This window comes from Methylobacterium bullatum (assembly GCF_014845095.1).
Classification (GTDB): Bacteria; Pseudomonadota; Alphaproteobacteria; order Rhizobiales; family Beijerinckiaceae; genus Methylobacterium; species Methylobacterium bullatum.
The window spans coordinates 36,404-53,062 of record NZ_NKUG01000051.1 but is presented as its reverse complement, the minus strand read 5'-3'; the positions used below and the strand labels follow the sequence as shown (position 1 = coordinate 53,062).

The 16,659-nt window shown below is 67.6% G+C and carries 14 protein-coding genes; 4 read left to right on the top strand and 10 right to left on the bottom strand.

The features are described 5' to 3' along the window. Positions 1-61: 61 nt before the first annotated feature. The 5 genes from rsmA to lptF are packed head-to-tail and all read right to left on the bottom strand — an operon-like array spanning position 62 to position 6,946. Complete coding sequence (rsmA, locus tag MBTS_RS07770; RefSeq protein ID WP_056148080.1) at positions 62-898, bottom strand: 16S rRNA (adenine(1518)-N(6)/adenine(1519)-N(6))-dimethyltransferase RsmA; 837 nt, start codon at positions 896-898, stop codon at positions 62-64. Further along, positions 895-1,914 (bottom strand): 4-hydroxythreonine-4-phosphate dehydrogenase PdxA, encoded by a 1,020-nt coding sequence (pdxA, locus tag MBTS_RS07765; RefSeq protein ID WP_147829428.1) that lies wholly within the window; start codon positions 1,912-1,914, stop codon positions 895-897. Before pdxA ends, rsmA begins: the two co-directional genes overlap by 4 nt. A gap of 49 nt (positions 1,915-1,963) precedes the next feature. Beyond that, on the bottom strand, positions 1,964-4,621 hold the full coding sequence (locus MBTS_RS07760; RefSeq protein ID WP_192215353.1) for an LPS-assembly protein LptD: 2,658 nt from the start codon (positions 4,619-4,621) through the stop codon (positions 1,964-1,966). A gap of 56 nt (positions 4,622-4,677) precedes the next feature. Then, entirely contained in the window at positions 4,678-5,766 is a 1,089-nt protein-coding gene (gene lptG / locus MBTS_RS07755) for an LPS export ABC transporter permease LptG (RefSeq protein WP_018044863.1), read from the bottom strand. Between the two features lie 10 nt (positions 5,767-5,776). After that, on the bottom strand, positions 5,777-6,946 hold the full coding sequence (gene lptF, locus MBTS_RS07750) for an LPS export ABC transporter permease LptF (protein ID WP_056148089.1): 1,170 nt from the start codon (positions 6,944-6,946) through the stop codon (positions 5,777-5,779). Positions 6,947-7,184: 238 nt separating this feature from the next. On the opposite strand from lptF, the gene MBTS_RS07745 reads away from it, so the two are divergent. The 4 genes from MBTS_RS07745 to msrP all read left to right on the top strand — a co-directional run bounded on the left by MBTS_RS07745 (position 7,185) and on the right by msrP (position 12,363). Continuing rightward, positions 7,185-8,681: a leucyl aminopeptidase gene (locus MBTS_RS07745; protein WP_018044861.1), complete on the top strand. Its 1,497-nt coding sequence runs from the start codon at positions 7,185-7,187 to the stop codon at positions 8,679-8,681. 74 nt (positions 8,682-8,755) lie between these two features. After that, complete coding sequence (locus MBTS_RS07740; RefSeq protein WP_238253990.1) at positions 8,756-9,457, top strand: hypothetical protein; 702 nt, start codon at positions 8,756-8,758, stop codon at positions 9,455-9,457. A 104-nt stretch (positions 9,458-9,561) separates the two neighbouring features. After that, the gene (locus tag MBTS_RS07735; RefSeq protein WP_192215351.1) at positions 9,562-11,265 is read left to right on the top strand and encodes an AMP-binding protein; all 1,704 of its coding nucleotides are present in this window, start codon (positions 9,562-9,564) and stop codon (positions 11,263-11,265) included. 141 nt (positions 11,266-11,406) lie between these two features. After that, positions 11,407-12,363, top strand: coding sequence for a protein-methionine-sulfoxide reductase catalytic subunit MsrP (gene msrP, locus MBTS_RS07730; RefSeq protein WP_192215350.1), 957 nt, complete (start codon positions 11,407-11,409; stop codon positions 12,361-12,363). A 12-nt stretch (positions 12,364-12,375) separates the two neighbouring features. Here the strand turns inward: msrP and MBTS_RS07725 are convergent, their stop codons facing one another. From MBTS_RS07725 to greA, 5 genes are all read right to left on the bottom strand, one after another. Continuing rightward, positions 12,376-13,266 (bottom strand): LysR family transcriptional regulator, encoded by an 891-nt coding sequence (locus MBTS_RS07725; RefSeq protein WP_026176123.1) that lies wholly within the window; start codon positions 13,264-13,266, stop codon positions 12,376-12,378. A gap of 232 nt (positions 13,267-13,498) precedes the next feature. Continuing rightward, positions 13,499-14,473, bottom strand: a complete 975-nt coding sequence (gene trxB / locus MBTS_RS07720) for a thioredoxin-disulfide reductase (protein ID WP_147829439.1) — start codon at positions 14,471-14,473, stop codon at positions 13,499-13,501. A gap of 14 nt (positions 14,474-14,487) precedes the next feature. After that, a complete protein-coding gene (locus MBTS_RS07715) occupies positions 14,488-15,516 on the bottom strand; it encodes a mitochondrial fission ELM1 family protein (protein ID WP_018044855.1) in 1,029 nt (342 codons plus the stop codon). Positions 15,517-15,550: 34 nt separating this feature from the next. Continuing rightward, entirely contained in the window at positions 15,551-16,087 is a 537-nt protein-coding gene (locus MBTS_RS07710; RefSeq protein WP_147829443.1) for a hypothetical protein, read from the bottom strand. Between the two features lie 17 nt (positions 16,088-16,104). After that, a complete protein-coding gene (gene greA / locus MBTS_RS07705; RefSeq protein ID WP_187273304.1) occupies positions 16,105-16,581 on the bottom strand; it encodes a transcription elongation factor GreA in 477 nt (158 codons plus the stop codon). Between the last annotated feature and the right edge of the window lie 78 nt (positions 16,582-16,659).

The window sequence follows — 16,659 nt, the reverse complement described above, 5'->3', positions numbered from 1 at the left end:
GCCGTCGCCCCTGCGGCGGCCCCGCCTGGACAACCACACGGCGTCGTCGTCCGGGCGGGCTTCAGTCCAGCGCCCGTGCCATCGCGACGAAGCCCGAGACTGGCACCTCTTCCGCCCTGGCCGTCTCGGGGATCCCCGCCGCGTCAAGCAGGCGCGCCGGGTCGGGCGTTGCCGCTTTCAGGCTCTGGCGCAACATTTTGCGGCGCTGGCCGAACGCCGCCCGTGTCACCCGTTCGAGTGCCGTCACCGAACAGGGCAGGGGGGCGAGCCTCGGCCTGAGGTGCACGACGCTCGATGTCACCTTGGGGGGCGGCACGAAAGCCGAGGGCGCCACGTCGAACAGGATGTTCGCCTCGGTGCGCCAGCCGCACAGGACGCCCAAGCGCCCGTAATTCGCCCGGTCGGATTCGTCCGCGACGATCCGCTCGGCGACCTCGCGCTGAAACATCAGCGTGAGGGAGTCCCACCATGGCGGCCAGGCCGCTTCGGTGAGCCAGCCTGTCAGCAGGGGGGTTCCGACATTGTAGGGAAGGTTGGCGACGATCCGCACCTTTCCTTCACCGACGAGGGGGCGCGGATCGAATTTCAGCGCGTCGGCATCGACCACGTCGAGGCGGCCCGGATAATGCGCGGCGATCTCGGCCAGCGCCGGCAGGGCGCGGGGGTCGCGCTCGATGGCGACTACGCGGGCGGCACCGGCAGAGAGGAGGGCGCGGGTCAGGCCGCCGGGGCCCGGCCCCACCTCCACCACCGTGACCCCTTCCAGCGGGCCGGCGGCGCGGGCGATCCGCCCGGTGAGGTTGAGGTCGAACAGGAAGTTCTGCCCCAGCGCCTTCTTCGGAGCGAGATCGTGCTTCAGCACGACCTCGCGCAGGGGGGGAAGCCCGTCCTCGCTCATGCCTGTTGCCCCGCGAGTCTGGCGGCGAGCCGCAGGGCGCCCGTCAGACTGTCCGGCCGCGCCACGCCCTTGCCCGCGATGTCGAAGGCGGTGCCGTGATCGGGCGAGGTCCGGATGAAGGGCAGACCCAGCGTGACGTTGACGCCATCGTCGAAGGCGATGGTCTTGATCGGGATCAGGGCCTGGTCGTGGGTCGGCGTCAGCGCGACGTCGTAGGCCGCCCGGGCGCGGGGATGGAACAGCGTATCCGCCGGAAGCGGGCCTCTGATGTCGATCCCTTCGTCCTGGAGCTGCGCCACGGCGGGTTCCAGAACGTCGCGGTCTTCCGTCCCCATCGTGCCGGCCTCACCCGCATGGGGGTTCAGCCCCGACAAGACGAGGCGGGGATGGGGGATGCCGAAGCGTTCCGTCAGGTCCCGCGCCACGATGCGTGCCGTCCGGACCACGAGGTCCTGCGTCAACAGATCGGGCACGCGGCGAAGGGCGACGTGGATCGTCACCGGAACCACCGCCAGCGTCTCGCTCCACAACATCATCACGGGGAGCGGCGCGGCCTTGCCGGGCTCCGCCGCCAGGGCCGCGAGGAACTCGGTATGGCCGGGATAGGCGAAGCCGACGCTGGTCAGGACGTATTTCGCGATCGGATTGGTGACGAGGGCGATCGCTTCGCCGGACCGGACCAGACCGACCGCCGTCATGATCGATTCGAGGGTCGCGCCGGCATCGGCCGCGCTCGGCCGTCCCGCCACGGCGCCGACACGCGTGCCGCTCGGCAGGGGCATGACCGGGAGCGCGCGCGAAAAGACCTCGACCGCGAGATCGGGTCCGACCTCCGCCACCGGCACCTGAAAGCCGAGGCTGCTCGCCCGCGCCTCAATGAAATCGGGATCGCCGATGAGGAAGAACGGCGGAAGCCCGGCCCCTTCGTCCCGGGCCAGCCAGGCCATGAGGGCGATCTCCGGCCCGATACCGGCGGGATCGCCCATCGTGAGCGCAATGGGTCTGTGCACCGTCATGGCCTGCTGTCGTCGCCGGAAGAAGGCGAGGCCGGGTTCTCGCCCGATCTCACCGGGTCGCCGCGATGCCGTCGGCCGTGCTCGCGATGTTGACGTTCTGCCGCAGGTCGACTTCGCCGAGGGTCTTCAACTCGACGCGCAGCAGCACGGTGCGGTTGCGCTCCGTGACGCCCAGGGCCGCGGCCGTCGGAGAGACGATGTAGTTGAGCGAGAAGGTGGTGCACTCGTCCTGATAACCGCCGCCGATGCTCAATCCGGCGAGGTTGGCGCGGCCGGGATTGGTATAGACCGGCGCCGCGCCCACGGGATTGGCGAGATAGGAGGTGTAGGCGTTGGCGAAATTATCGCGCACGTCGAGATAGTGCGTGAGATCGACGAGGGCCGAGCCGGTGACGAACCAGTTCGGGGTAATGTGGTAGGTCGCCGAGGCGGTCAGGCCCTCTCTGCGGTTGTTGAAACCGAGCAGGGGCTGGGCGGCGTAGTAGGAATAGAACATCGACAGGTCGATGGGCGCGAAGGGGTTGAGGCGCGCGATGACGCCCGTCTCCAGGCGGTTGACGGTGAAGTCCCGCTGCTCGAACCGCGCACGGGTGACGAAGCTGATGTTCTGGTTGGGCGAGAGCTGGAAGCGTCCGACATAATCGGATTCCCGGCGCTCCAGGCCGGAATCGAGGCCGACATTGGCCAGATCGCCCCGACGGAACGAGTTGACCCCGGCGACCTGGATGGATTCGCCGAACATCACGTTCGCGTACCAGCCCGACGGCGTCACCACCGAGTATTGCGCGCCGAGATTGGTGCGGACGCCGCCTTCGACACGGTCGTAGCCGGAGAACTTGTCCCACTCGAACAGCGACGTGTCGTCGAAGACGAGGCTCTGCGCGTCCTCGTTGGGCAGGCGGCCGATATGCGTTTCGCTCGGACGGATCACGACCTGCGCGATGGGTTCGAGGGTGTGGACGCCGAGGGGGCCGAAATTGCTCACGAAGGGATAGCGGTAATCGAGACCCACCGCCGGCATCACCCGCCCTGAGAAATCCGAATCCGTGGTGCTGATCGTCTGCGCGAGGGCGTTCTGATAGCCGGAATTGCGCGGATCGACGAAGAAGGCGTCCGTGCGCAGATAGGCGAACGGGGTGAAGACCTGGCCGGCATCGTCGATGAAGGTCCGGCGCCATGACAGCTGCGCGGATGCGCGGGTGTTGCTCCCCGACAGGCCGCGGATGATGCAGGTGCTGCGCGTGAAGGTGGTGCAGGTCTCGTAGAGCGAGTAGGTCGTCCCGTTGACCGTGGGATTGAAGTAGTAGGAGCCCGTGCGCGGAATCGCCTGGAAATCCGTGGCTTCACGGTCGAGATGGGTGATGTTGGCCTCGAAACGCACTTCGCCGCCGAGGAAGCCCGGACCGTTGATGCGCTTGTCGTAATCGATCACCGGCGCGACGACCGGCTGCTCCTTCTGCCAATCGTAGCTCGACAGACCCTTGAAATAGTAGGCGCGCGCCTCGAACCAGGAGCGGTCGCCCTGGCCGATCAGGTAGGCCGTCGAGACCGCCTCACGGAAGTAATCCGTGGTGATGCTCGAATTGCGGACGCGGTAATTGTCGAGGAACCACTTGTCGGTGACGCCGACCACGTCCCAGCCCGTGCGCCACCGGTCGTTGATGTAGAACTGGCCCGTGGTCTCGATCGAACCACGGAAGTCGCGGTCTCCCGCGCCGAGCGGCCCGGGAAGGAAGGCGCTGGGCGTCGTTTGGAAGATGCCGCTGGCGCGGATGGTGTAAGTTCCGGTGTCGAGCCGGTGACGCAGCTCACCCTGGCCGAGGATACCCTGCTCGCTCAGGAAGGACGGCGTCAGGGTGATGTCGAAATTCGGCGCGACGTTGATGAAGAACGGCGTCGAGATGCCACTGCCGAGGGCGGTGGAGGTGATGAAGCGCGGCGTGAGGAAGCCGGTCTTGCGCTTCACCGTCGGGTCCGGCGCCTCGAAATAGGGCAGGTAACCGACGGGGATACCGGCGATCTCGAGGGTCGATTCCTCGAACCCGATGATGTGGGTCTCGTTGTTGTGGATGATCTTGGCGGCGCGCACCTGCCACAGGGGCGGCGTCTCCGGATTGTTCTTGCACGGCTCGCAGGCGGTGTAGGTGCCGGATTCGAAGGTCGTCTGTTCGCCGTCCACCCGCTCGCCGCGCGGCGCGGAGAAGCGCGTGCGGACCGGCTGGCCCCGCATTTCCACGGTCTGCTGGATGCGCAGGGCGTCGACGAACCCGTTCCGGAAATCGTCCGTCAGTTCCATCGTGTCGCCGGTCACGACGGCGCCGGTCTCGTCGGTGAGACGGACGTTGCCCTCGGCGAAGACGCGGCTGCTGGCCCTGTCATAACGCACGCGGTCGGCCTGCAGGGTGCGCGGGCCGTAATGCAGCTCGGCATTGCCGCGCGCCGTGACGGTGTTGTTGTCGTTGTCGTAGATCAGCTCGGCGGCCTCGACGAGGAGCCGCTCGGCCGGCTTGCCCGTGGGGGCAGGAGCGGGCTGCGCGGCGGCCTTGGGTGCCACAGCGGATTTGGGCGCCGCAGCCTTGCGGGCCTGGCCCCTGTCACTCTGGCCGGCAGCCTGCGCGCTCGCACCATCGGAGCCGAGCGTGAGCGCGGCGCCGGAGACGAACGCCAGCAACCCGGCGAGCTTCGCGATGTCGGAGACTGTACGCAACCCGTGTCCCAACCTCTGCCTCGGCCTCGTTTCGCGTCCCGTCACCGACAACGGCATCAGCCGTCCTCCTGATAGAGAAGCGTGAGCGTACCGAGAAGACTCCCTACCACGGCCGGGAACCATGCCGCCACCGGGGGCGACACGATGCCTGATGCGCCGAGGCCTTCCATGACCTGCCGCGCGACGTAGAGGAAGAACCCCGCCGCCACACCGCCAAGCACAAGCTTGCCCACTCCACCAAAGCGGAAGAACCTTAAGGAAACGCTGGCTGCCACGAGCACCATGGCAACGAAGAGAACGGGCCTCGCCATGAGGACATCATACTGGAGTCGGTAGCGCGTCGCATCCAACCCCGCCCTCTCCGTGCGTGCGATGGTCTCGTTCAGTTGCCAGAAAGGCACAGATTCCGGGGGGGTGAAGCGCTGCTTCACCTGTCCGGCGTCGAGGTTCGAGGCGAGAATGTAGGTGTCGTAACTCTCGGGAGGCTGGCCCTTGGTGAGGAGCCGCGCGTCCTGGAGGGTCCAGTATCCGTCATGCAGCGTCGCGCGCGCGGCCTCGATCTGCGACACGAAGACCCCGGCCTCGTCGAACGTATAGACCGACACGCCGGCCAGGGTGGTCGTGCCCTCGATCGCCGTCCCGGCACGCAGGATCGCCTGGCCGTCGAGGCTGTTCTGGCGAATCCACAGGTCCTTGCCGGAATTCGCCTTCGTGGATTTCGCGAAGATCCTCGCCTCGATTTCGGTGGATCGCTGCTTCATCGCGGCGGAGACCGGATTGTAGATCCCCACCGTGAAGGCGCCGATGGCCAGCGCCACCAGGATGCCGGGCTGGAGGAACTGCCAGGCCGAGATGCCCGCGGCCCGCGCCACCACGAGTTCGAGCTTGCGCGACAGCTGGAGCAGCGCCGCCATGGAGCCGAACAGGATCGCGAAGGGCAGCACGCCCTCGGCCACCGCCGGGGTGCGATAGAGCGAGAGCTGCGCCATCAAACTTGTGGACGCGCCCTCCGTGTCGCCCGCCCGGCGCAGCAATTCGACGAAATCCAGCGTGTAGACCAAGGCGAAGACGGTGATGAACACGCCGAGCACCGTGCGCAGGAAGCGCAGGGCGAAGTAGCGTCCGAGGGTGAAGCCGATCATCATGGCGGCAGCCTCACCCGTCGCCGAGGCGCGGTCGACGCATCACGGCGCGGCCGAGATTCGAGAGGGTCCTGGAGACGCGCGCGTTCCAGTCCCGCACCGCGGCACCGTTGAAGACGATCAGGCAGGAAATCGCCAGCGCCAGGGCGGGGGCGGCGTAGATCGCGACGACGGCGCCCTGGCTTCGCACCGCCGCGCTGCTGGCCGCGAAGCCCGCGATGCGCAGGACGATGACGGCGACGACGGCGCCCGCCATGGCGAGGCCGCGCCCCTGGCGCGTGGTGCGCGGGTCGCCGAGTGCCGCGAAAGCGATGAGGGTCAGGGCGAGCGGGTAGAGCCAGGCCGAGAGCCGGTCGTGCACTTCCGCGCGGAAGCGGCCCTTCTGCGACTGGTAATAGGTCTCGGTCGTATCGGGGAAGAGAAGCTGCGCCGTCGACCGTTCGCGCGGCTTGTAGACGGTCTCGCCGTCCGGGGGGGTGAAGGCCGCGAGGTCCACCGTGTAGCGCTCGAAGGTAATGATCGAGGAATCCCGAGAATCCTTCTGCTGCCGGTGGATGCTGCCCTTCTCGAGGGCGAGGTAGCTCTGGCCCTCGTAATCCACAGCCTGACCCTGCTCGGCGAGATAGACCACCGTCTTTCCGGCCTCGCGCTTGTCCTGGATGAAGATGCCCTGCAGCGTTCCGCCCGGGCCGCGCTCGCGGAAATGGAAGGTGATGCCGCTGTCGAGCTCGGTGAACTGGCCCTCCTTCACCACGTTCGCGATGAAGTCGCCGCGCACGCGGGTCAGCACGTCGCGCAGTTCCTGGAACGAGGACGGCATCACCTGGATGGTGAGGAAGGCGACGCCGGCGCTCACGATGAGCCCCAGGGTGAGGAACGGGCGAAGGATGCGCCGCGGCTGCATGCCGGCCGCCGACATGACGATGAGCTCGGAATCGCCGTTCAGCCGGTTCAGGGCGTAGACCACGGCGATGAACAGGGCCACGGGCGCGATCACGGTGATCAGCGTCGGCACCGATAATCCGGTGATCAGGAAGAAGACGATGAGGGTCTGGCCCTTGGCCGTGATCAGGTCGAGTTCGCGCAGGGCCTGCGTCACCCAGATCGTGCCCGTGAGGCCGATCAGGCAAGCGAGGAAGGCCCCGGCCGCGATCCTGAATATGTAGCGCTCGATCTGCGTCATCGGATCTCGTGGCGGGCCTTACGCGCGGCTTGCGTGGGACGCGTCCCACGGGCCTTCCTCATGCCCCCCGGCATCGCACCCGTCCACCGATGTCGATCGCCTTGGGGCGCTTCAAATCAGGCGCTTTCGCGGCGGCCGGATCGCGTTGCGTTCTTCGCATCAACGGGTACACAGGGAGCGTCGCGGCGCCGTGTGTCGGGCCGCACGGACCAATTCAGACCTTCGGAAAGCGTGACTTATGGCGGACGGTATCACGATCGCATTCGGGCCGCTCGGCCCGGTCGGCCACGGCGACATCGTTCTCTTCGTCGGAGATGATCTGGCCCTTTCGCCCACGGTCGCGCAGGCCCTTGGCCGCGGCGCGGCCGACCTGCTGGCGCGCGCCGCCGCGAGCGAGCGGTTCAAGGGCAAGTCGCTGACGTCCCTGGCACTCCCGGCCCCCGCCGGGATCGATGCCGACCGGCTCCTCGTCATCGGCCTCGGTTCGGAGAAGGACCGCGCCAAGATCGATTGGCCGGCTCTGGGCGGCTATGCGGCCAGCAAGGTGAGCGGCCGCCAGGCCCATGTCGCCCTCGATTGGCCCGGCTCCTCGGTGAGCCCCGCGAACGCCGCCGATTTCGCCCTCGGCGCGCGTCTGCGCGTCTACAGCTTCGACCGCTACAAGACGAAGAAGAAGCCGGAGGGCGAGGAAGCCCGCGTCACCGCGCTCACCCTCATGGTCGCCGATCCCTCGGCGGCGGAGGCGGCTTCCAAGGTCTCGGAGGCCGTGGCCGGCGGCGTCCTCCTGGCGCGTGAACTCATCAACGAGCCGCCGAACGTTCTCTATCCCGAGGAATTCGCGCGGCGCGCCGAGGAACTGACCAAGCTCGGCGTCGAGGTCGAGGTTCTCGGTCCCGGCAAGCTCGAGGCCCTCGGCATGGGAGCGCTCCTCGCCGTCGCGCAGGGCTCGACGCGTGAGGCCCGCGTGGTCGTCATGCGCTGGAACGGCGGCGACGATGCCTCGGAAGCGCCGATCGCCTTCATCGGCAAGGGCGTCTGCTTCGATTCCGGCGGCATCTCGATCAAGTCCGCCGGCGGCATGGAAGACATGAAGGGCGATATGGGCGGCGCCGCCTGCGTCGTGGGCACGATGTTCGCGCTTGCCTCGCGCAAGGCGAAGGTCAACGCCATCGGCGCCATCGGCATCGTCGAGAACATGCCGGACGGCAACGCCATGCGCCCGGCCGACATCGTCACCTCCATGTCCGGCCAGACCATCGAGATCATCAACACCGACGCCGAGGGGCGCCTCGTCCTCGCCGACGTGATCTGGCATGTGCAGAGTGCCTATAAGCCGAAATTCATGATCGATCTGGCGACCCTCACCGGGGCGATCATCGTCGCCCTCGGCCAGGACATCGCCGGCATGTTCTCCAACGACGATGCGCTCGCCGCCAAGATCGCCGCCGCCAGCGAGGCCACCGGCGAGGCGGTGTGGCGGATGCCGCTGATCCCGGCCTACGACAAGGCCATCGACTCGAAATTCGCCGACATGAAGAACACCGGCGGGCGCCATGGCGGCGCGGCCACCGCCGCGTCCTTCATCAAGCGCTACGTCAACGACGTGCCGTGGGCGCATCTCGACATCGCCGGCGTCGCGATGTCGTCGAGCCCCAGCGAGATCAACCGGAGCTGGGGCGCCGGCTGGGGCGTGCGTCTCCTCGACCGGCTCGTGCGCGACAATTACGAGGCGTGATGGCATCCGGCGGCGCGTCCGCGGTGCTTGTCCCGGCCGCCGCCTCTCCTCCCGCAGCCGCGGCACTGTCTGTCATGGCTGCGGCACTTCCGGTCATCGCTGCGGTGCTCGCGGTCTGCGCTTCAGCCCTCGCCGGCCTGAGCCAGGCCTCGGCGCTTCCGCCCGATCTGGCGGCGCGCTTCTACGGGTTCTTCCTGCTGCAATACCCGCTCTTCACCTTCGCGCTGATCTACGCTCTCGCGCGGATCGTCGCGATGGCGGCGACGGGCACGGCGTCCCTGCCCAGGCGCATCGCCGGGGCCTTGGCGGGGGCCGCGCTGCTCCTCGCCCTCGGCCTCTATCCGACCTTCGGCGGTCTCGTTCTCCGGGCGGGCTTCGCCACCGGCGGCATGACCTTCCTCACCTACCAGCCCATGAATGCCGCCTTTGCCATCGGCGCCGCGGCATCGGCTTTCGTCTTCGGGTCGGCCTTGGCCGTGAGCCGGATTCTGATCGGCGGTGGTGCGTCCGCCCCGTCATGGGGCCGCCGCCTCGCGATCGGTCTCTTCCGCTGCGGAACGGGCTTTCTCGCCCTGTGGTTCGCCTTCGCGGTGATCGGGCAGGCCCATCCGGCCGGTTTCGGGCCATGGCCCCGCCGCGCAATGTCGGCCGGCGAGGCAGGGATGGGGATGTCTCTGGTTCTCGCCGCGTTTCTGCCTCATGCCATACTGGTCTGGCTGGCGCTTCGTGACAGATCGCGTCGGAAGAAACCCGATACACTCTCCGTTGCGGATTGATCCGGTGACAGAGTCGCCGAAAAGATAGTTTACATATGAACGAACGCGGCACCAAGCCGCTGCGCGGATAACAATCTGCCGCGCACATCAGAGGGAGGATCGAGATGATCCAAGGCACGGCCCCCGGGCCGGTTTCCGTGCGCCCATGGCTCTCCATGTATCCGCCCGGCATACCCGCCGAGATCGACGTCGCCAGCCAGCGCACCCTCGTGGACATCCTGCGCCTCAGCACGACGGAATGTGCCGCCCGCCCGGCGATCCGCTGTTTCGGCAAGTCCATCACCTATGCCGAACTCGGCGCCTCCGCCGACGCGATCGCGGCCTGGCTGGTGGCCGAAGGGTTCGGCAAGGGCGACCGGATCGCCGTGATGATGCCGAACGTGCCGGCCTATCCGGCGGCGATCTACGGGATCCTCCTGGCCGGCTGCGTCGTGGTCAACGTCAACCCGCTCTACACCCCGCGCGAACTGACGGTTCAGATCAACGATTCGGGGGCTCGGGCGCTCTTCGTCCTCGAGAATTTCGCCCATACCGTCGCCAGCGCGGGCGCCGATATCGATCTCGGCCGCATCGTCGTCGCCGGACCGGGCGACGGGCTCGGCCTCAAGGGGCGGATCGTCGATCTCGTCTCGCGCCACATCAAGAAGGCGGTGCCTCCCTATCGTCTGCCCGAGGGCAAGACGCTGCGCTTCGAGACGGTCCTGCGCCGCGGCCGAAGCCTGCCGAAAGCGTCGGTGTCGGTCGGGCCGCAGGACCTCGCGTTCCTGCAATATACGGGGGGGACGACGGGCGCCGCCAAGGCCGCCATGCTGACCCATGCCAACGTCGTCGCCAACGTGGCTCAGTGCCGGGTCTGGTTCTGCGTGTCGGAAACCGACGGGGTCGACCGGGTGATGGTCACGGCCCTGCCGCTCTATCACATCTTCGCCCTCACCGGATGCTTCTTCCTGTTCATGAGCATCGGCGGATGCTGCCTGCTCATTCCCAATCCCCGCGACGTGGACGGGTTCGTGAAGACCCTGAAGGGCAACCGCTTCACCCATTTCTCCGGGGTGAACACGCTGTTCAACCTGCTCAACAACCATCCGAAGATCGCGGAGGTGGATTTCTCCAGGATTCATTTCGTCATCGCCGGCGGCATGGCCGTGCAGGCTCCCGTGGCGGCCAGGTGGAAGGCGATCACGGGCAAGTCCATCGTCGAGGGCTACGGGCTTTCCGAAACCTCGCCCGTGGTCTGCGTGAACGACCCTCGGGCGGATTGGACCGGCACGATCGGCTTCCCGGTTCCCTCCACCGATGTGGCGATCCGCGATGCCGAGGGCAGGGACGTCCTACCGGGCGAGCCCGGCGAGCTCTGCGTGCGCGGCCCGCAGGTCATGGCGGGCTACTGGAAGCGGCCGGACGAGACCGCGCGGGCGACGACCGGTGACGGCTATTTCCGCACCGGCGACGTGGCAATCCTCCAGGCGGACGGGCAGGTGCGTATCGTCGACCGGATGAAGGACATGATCCTGGTCTCGGGCTTCAACGTCTATCCGAACGAGGTGGAGGAGATCCTCGTCGGCCATCCCGGCGTGCTCGAATGCGCCGTTATCGGCACGCCATGCGAGGAGACCGGCGAAATGGTCGTCGCGCATGTGGTGCTCAAGGACAGCAGCGTCGGCGTCGAGGCGCTGCGGACCTACGCGCGCCAGCAGCTCACCGGCTACAAGGTGCCGAGGCGCGTGGTCTTCCACGACGCGCTCCCGAAGACCAATGTCGGCAAGGTGCTGCGCCGGGCCCTGCGCGACGCGTCGCCGCGCCCCTGACGAGCCCGCCGATGTAACCGGCGACGGCGTCTCGCCGAACGGTGACGATAGGCCCCGCTTGCACGGATGGGCGGCGGGGCCGATCTTCGTGGGACGAGGCCGCCCTGCGCGGCCATCCCTATCCTTGTTCGAGGACGCCACATGTACATCAAGCGCCGTAGCGGCTGGGAAATGCCTGAGCGCCTCGCCACGCCCGAGAGCGTGTTCCTGAACCGCCGCGCCTTGCTCGGCGGCGTCGCCGGCCTCGCCGCGACGTCCCTCGTGGGCGTCGAGGGCGCCTTCGCCGCCGCCGACCCGACGAGCGGCCTCTACCCGGCCGCGCGCAACGAGGCCTATACGCTGGACCGTCCGCTGACGGCCGAGAAGTTCTCGGCGGATTACAACAACTTCTACGAGTTCGGTACGTCCAAGACCGTGCTGCCGGCGGCCAACGCCCTGAAGACCCGGCCCTGGACCCTCAAGATCGACGGCTTGGTCGAGAAGCCGTTCGAGATCGGGATCGACGATCTCGTCCGCAAGATGACCCTTGAGGAGCGCCTCTACCGCCACCGCTGCGTCGAGGCCTGGTCGATGTCGGTGCCCTGGACGGGCTTCCCGCTCTCGAAGCTCGTGGCCCTGGCAAAGCCGGCATCGGGGGCCAAGTACCTCCGCATGGAAACCTTCATGGACAAGTCCATGGCGCCGGGCCAGCGCTCGTTCCTGTATCCCTGGCCCTATGTGGAAGGGCTGACGATGGAGGAGGCCAACAACGATCTCGCCTTCATCGCCACGGGCATCTACGGCAAGCCGCTGGCCAATCAGTTCGGCGCGCCGATCCGCCTCGCGGTGCCGTGGAAGTATGGCTTCAAATCGGTGAAGTCGATCGTGAAGCTGTCCTTCGTCGCCGAGCGGCCGAAGACCTTCTGGGAAGGACTCCAGGCCTCGGAATACGGCTTCTGGGCCAACGTGAACCCGGCGGTCTCACATCCGCGCTGGAGCCAGGCCTCGGAGCGTGTGCTGGGCACCGACCAGCGAGTGCCCACACTGATCTACAACGGCTACGGCGAGCAGGTGGCCGGGCTCTACAAGGGTCTCGAGAACGAGCGCCTGTTCGTCTGAGCGGGCTGCCGGTCAGTAGGTCCAGCGCTGGGCCTTGGCCACGAGGAAGTCGCGGAAGGCCTGCACCCGGGCGACTGAGCGCATCTCCTCGGCATAGACGAGGTAGGACTCCATATGCGGCATCTCGACGTCGCGCAGGACCTGCATGAGGCCGGTCTGCCCCTCCACGGCGTAGTCGGGGAGGATGCCGATGCCGGCACCGGTCTCCATCGCGTTCTGCAGGGCCGCGATGTTGTTCACCGTGAAGTGAATCGTCCTCCGTTCCTGGCCCTCGCGGCCCACCGTCGAGAGCCAGTGGGTCGCCAGCAGGTAGGACGGCTCGTTGCCGCCGAAGGACACGAGGCGGTGGTTGTCGAGATCCGCGATCGCCTTGGGTTCGCCGAACCGCTTCACGTAATCGGCCGAGGCGAAGGCATGGTAGTGGACCGTGAACAGCCGCCGCTGGATCAGGTCGGGCTGGGCCGGGCGCCGCATCCGGACGGCGACGTCCGCTTCGCGCATGGCGAGATCGAGTTCCTCGTTGGTGAGGATGAGTTCGACGCGCACGTCGGGATAGAGGTCGAGGAATTCGGCGACGCGCTGGGCGAGCCACGAGGTGCCGAGGCCCGTCGTCGTCGTCACCTTGAGGTCGCCGCTCGGCCGCTCGCTCGTCTCCACGAGACGCGCCCGGGTGTTCTCCAGGCGCAGCTTCATGTCCCGCGCCGCCCGGAACAGCAGGTCGCCCTGCTCGGTCAGGATGAGGCCCCGCGCATGGCGGTGGAAGAGAGGGGCCTTCAACTCCCGTTCGAGGGCGCTGATCTGCCGGCTCACCGCCGATTGGCTCAGGCCGATATCGTCGCCGGCACGCGTGAAGCTGCCGGCTTCGGCGACGTTGAGGAAGATCCGGATCTTGTCCCAGTCCACGGCGTCCAACCCCCTCACGCAGCCCCGTGCCGATAGCCGGTCGCCAGATGCCGGACCCTGTACGGTCAGGCATCGGCCCTTGCCGTGTCTCGGCGTGCCCGGCCGCCGTTTCATTCGGTTCGGCCGGGCAACATGGGACGCCGAGCCGATGAAACTCGGCTCGTGCTGGTTTTAGGACAACGATCTTGCGATTAGGTTGATGCCCGACGCAAGGCGCCGAACAAAGATTTCCCTATTCCGCTGCAGCCTGCTGTGGGGTTTCGCCGAGTTCGAGGGCCGCGATGTACTTTTCGGCCTCCAGAGCCGCCATGCAGCCCATTCCTGCCGCGGTGATCGCCTGCCGGTAGACATCGTCAGCGACGTCGCCGGCGGCATAGACGCCGGGGATCGCCGTTTCCGTCGTGCCCGGCTTCGTCTCGATGTAGCCGCCGTGACGCATGGCGAGTTGTCCCTCGAAGATCCCCGTCGCCGGCTGATGCCCGATTGCGACGAAGACGCCGTCCGCCTTGAGCTCCGTGATCGCGCCCGAGCGCACGTCCTTCAGGCGCAGATGCGTGACCGAAGGCGGTGACTGGGTGCCGCAGATCTCCTCGATCGCGTGATGCCAGACCACTTCGACGTTGGGATGCTTGAACAGGCGCTCCTGGAGGATGCGCTCGGCACGGAACTCGCCCCGGCGATGCACCACCGTGACCTTCGCGGCGAGGTTGGCGAGATAGAGCGCCTCCTCGACGGCGGTGTTGCCGCCGCCGACGACCACCACCTCCTTGCCGCGAAAGAAGAACCCGTCGCAGGTGGCGCAGGCCGAGACGCCGAAGCCCTGGAACTTGGCCTCGGAGGGAAGGCCGAGCCACTTCGCCTGAGCGCCGGTGGCGATGATGAGGGCGTCGCAGGTGTAGGTCTCGCCGGAATCCGCCTCCAGATGGAACGGTCGCGCCTGCAGATCGACCTTAGTGATGTATTCGGACACGATCTTGGTGCCCACATGCTCGGCCTGGAGCCGCATCTGCTCCATCAGCCACGGACCCTGGATCGGGTCGGCGAAGCCCGGATAATTCTCGACATCGGTGGTGATCATGAGCTGGCCGCCGGGCTGGAAGCCGGAGATCAGCAGCGGCTCGACCATGGCGCGGGCGGCATAGATCGCGGCGGTGTAGCCGGCGGGGCCTGAGCCGATGATGATGAGCTTGGAATGGTGGGGGGCCATGGTTCGGACGTCTCCTACGGCCGCGGCGCAGGTGCCAGCCCGGCGCGGTGCTCGACAAAGGCACGGGCCAGAGCTTCCGCGATGGCCGGTGTCGCGTCGAGGGGGGTGTAATGCAACTCTTCCAGACGACCGGTGAAGGGCTTCAGGGCGCCCGCCATCGCCAGTCCGGCAAAGAGCCGCCTGTGCCGGATGTAGGTCTTCGGGAGATCGAAGAGAAGCACCGGCGCACCGCTGCTCACCGCTTCTCCCACCATGTTGGCGGAATCCGACGTGACCACGATGGCGTCGGCGAGGGCGAGCAGGGAGACGTAGGGGTTCGCCCCCGAGCCGTCCCAGAAGAAGCCGCCCTTCTCCGCGACGAGGCGCTGAAGCGCCGTCCGCAGGGGAGGCGGCGTCCGGCGGGACACCGTGAGCATGAGCGACGATCCGCCATCGGCGAGTTTCGTCAATTTGGCGAGCAGCCGCTTCATGTCGGCTGAACGATAGCTGAGATGGCGGCTGTCGCCGCCGATCAGCACCGCGACGCGAGGCTTCGGCAGTTGCATCAGGCGCGGGTCGGGGGAACGGCGCGCCGCCGCCAGCCGCGCCGCCGTCACCTGATGCGGCGCCGTCAGGGTCGTGAACACGTTCGGCCCGCGAAGGTCGTCGTAATCCGGCACCCAGATGAAATCCGCGGTGTCGTGCCCCGTCCGGGGATCCTTCAGGAAGGCGGTGAAGGTCCGGCCCTTCGATGCCTTGCGGATCGCGCGGAGATAGGGGACCGCGCGGCGTCCCGAGGCGATCACGATCTCGGGAAACGGGCCGGCCAGGGCGCCGCCGCGATGACCGGGTCGGTCGCGCGGGTCGATCGGTCCCCACGGGGCGAGCCAGCCGAAGGGGGGACGGGGCGTGACGCGGTGGATCTCGAAATCGAGGCCGAGGGTTTCCGCGAGGCCGATACACTGGTTCTCGTCACCGGCTTTGCCATCGGTGACGATCCACGCTCCCACATGAGCGAGATCGGGGGCATGGCCGGTGCCGAGTTTCTCTCCAGCAGATCGCATCACGCCGGACGCTCCCGATATCGACATGGCGGCGTCAGTTCGACGGAAATGCCCGGCGCAGCCAGCCGGCATAATGCTGTGCGATCGCGGCGACGCGGCGACGTTCCGAATCCGGATCGTACCACGCCCCGCCCGAGCTCGACGGCAGCGCGGACAGCTGCGGATGCCGGGCCAGCACCTCGCCGCGTCGACCGACGATCAGGGCTTCCCCGTCGAGATAATCGGATTGCGAGCCGCCGCCGAAGCCGCTGCGGCCTCCTTCGCTCCCGGTATAGGGCCGGAGCGACAGGCTCTTGATCCTCACCACGAGAACCGGCCCGGCGCCCCCGATCCTGTCCGCGAATTCGCGGTTCAGCGCGCCGAGGAGATCGTCACGCAAGGCTTCCGCCGGGGCGCCGCCACCTTCCGCCAGGAGCGGCCCCACATCGACGCGGATCGCCGAGAGCCGCGTGGCCCCGAGGGACGACAGACCCTCGGCCAGGGCAGGGGACGTCATGGCCAGGACGGCGACGAGGCCGATCCATGCCCGCCGCCAGCCCGTGACGGACCGGCGAAATACGGTCTGGCGCATGGTCCGAGCCTCGGGCGTCAAACGCCGTACTGTACCGCGACGACCTCGTAGGACTTGCCGCCGCCGGGGGTCGTCACCTCCACCGTGTCCCCGACGCCCTTGCCGATGAGGGCGCGGGCGATGGGGGAGGTGATCGAGACCAGCCCCGAACGGACATCCGCCTCAGGCTCGCCGACGAGCTGGTAGGTCTTCTCTTCCTCGGTATCCTCGTCGACGAGCTTCACCGTGGCGCCGAACTTGATCTTGGTGCCCGACAGCTTGGTGACGTCGATGACCTCGGCCCGGGCGATCATGCTCTCGAGTTCCATCACCCGCCCCTCGTTGTGGGACTGGGCCTCTTTGGCGGCATGATACTCGGCATTCTCCGAGAGGTCGCCGAGCGCCCGAGCCTCGGAGATGGCCTGGATGATGCGCTGACGCTCCACCTGCTGGCGATGCTTCAGCTCGGCTTCCAGCGCAGCGAACCCGCGCACCGTCATCGGAACCTTGTCTATCGTCATCGTCTCGCGCCACAATGAATAGGCCCGGTCGGGAGCGGGACGCTCCCTCCGGGCCAGAGTAAGATGGTCTTG

What these genes read in the sequence shown, in the direction of transcription:
- rsmA (WP_056148080.1), bottom strand. Translation starts at nt 898, where the DNA reads ATGAGCGAGGACGGGCTTCCCCCCCTGCGCGAGGTCGTGCTGAAGCAC.
- pdxA (WP_147829428.1), bottom strand. Translation starts at nt 1,914, where the DNA reads ATGACGGTGCACAGACCCATTGCGCTCACGATGGGCGATCCCGCCGGT.
- lptG (WP_018044863.1), bottom strand. Translation starts at nt 5,766, where the DNA reads ATGATGATCGGCTTCACCCTCGGACGCTACTTCGCCCTGCGCTTCCTG.
- lptF (WP_056148089.1), bottom strand. Translation starts at nt 6,946, where the DNA reads ATGACGCAGATCGAGCGCTACATATTCAGGATCGCGGCCGGGGCCTTC.
- MBTS_RS07745 (WP_018044861.1), top strand. Translation starts at nt 7,185, where the DNA reads ATGGCGGACGGTATCACGATCGCATTCGGGCCGCTCGGCCCGGTCGGC.
- MBTS_RS07740 (WP_238253990.1), top strand. Translation starts at nt 8,756, where the DNA reads ATGGCTGCGGCACTTCCGGTCATCGCTGCGGTGCTCGCGGTCTGCGCT.
- MBTS_RS07735 (WP_192215351.1), top strand. Translation starts at nt 9,562, where the DNA reads ATGATCCAAGGCACGGCCCCCGGGCCGGTTTCCGTGCGCCCATGGCTC.
- msrP (WP_192215350.1), top strand. Translation starts at nt 11,407, where the DNA reads ATGTACATCAAGCGCCGTAGCGGCTGGGAAATGCCTGAGCGCCTCGCC.
- trxB (WP_147829439.1), bottom strand. Translation starts at nt 14,473, where the DNA reads ATGGCCCCCCACCATTCCAAGCTCATCATCATCGGCTCAGGCCCCGCC.
- MBTS_RS07715 (WP_018044855.1), bottom strand. Translation starts at nt 15,516, where the DNA reads ATGCGATCTGCTGGAGAGAAACTCGGCACCGGCCATGCCCCCGATCTC.
- MBTS_RS07710 (WP_147829443.1), bottom strand. Translation starts at nt 16,087, where the DNA reads ATGCGCCAGACCGTATTTCGCCGGTCCGTCACGGGCTGGCGGCGGGCA.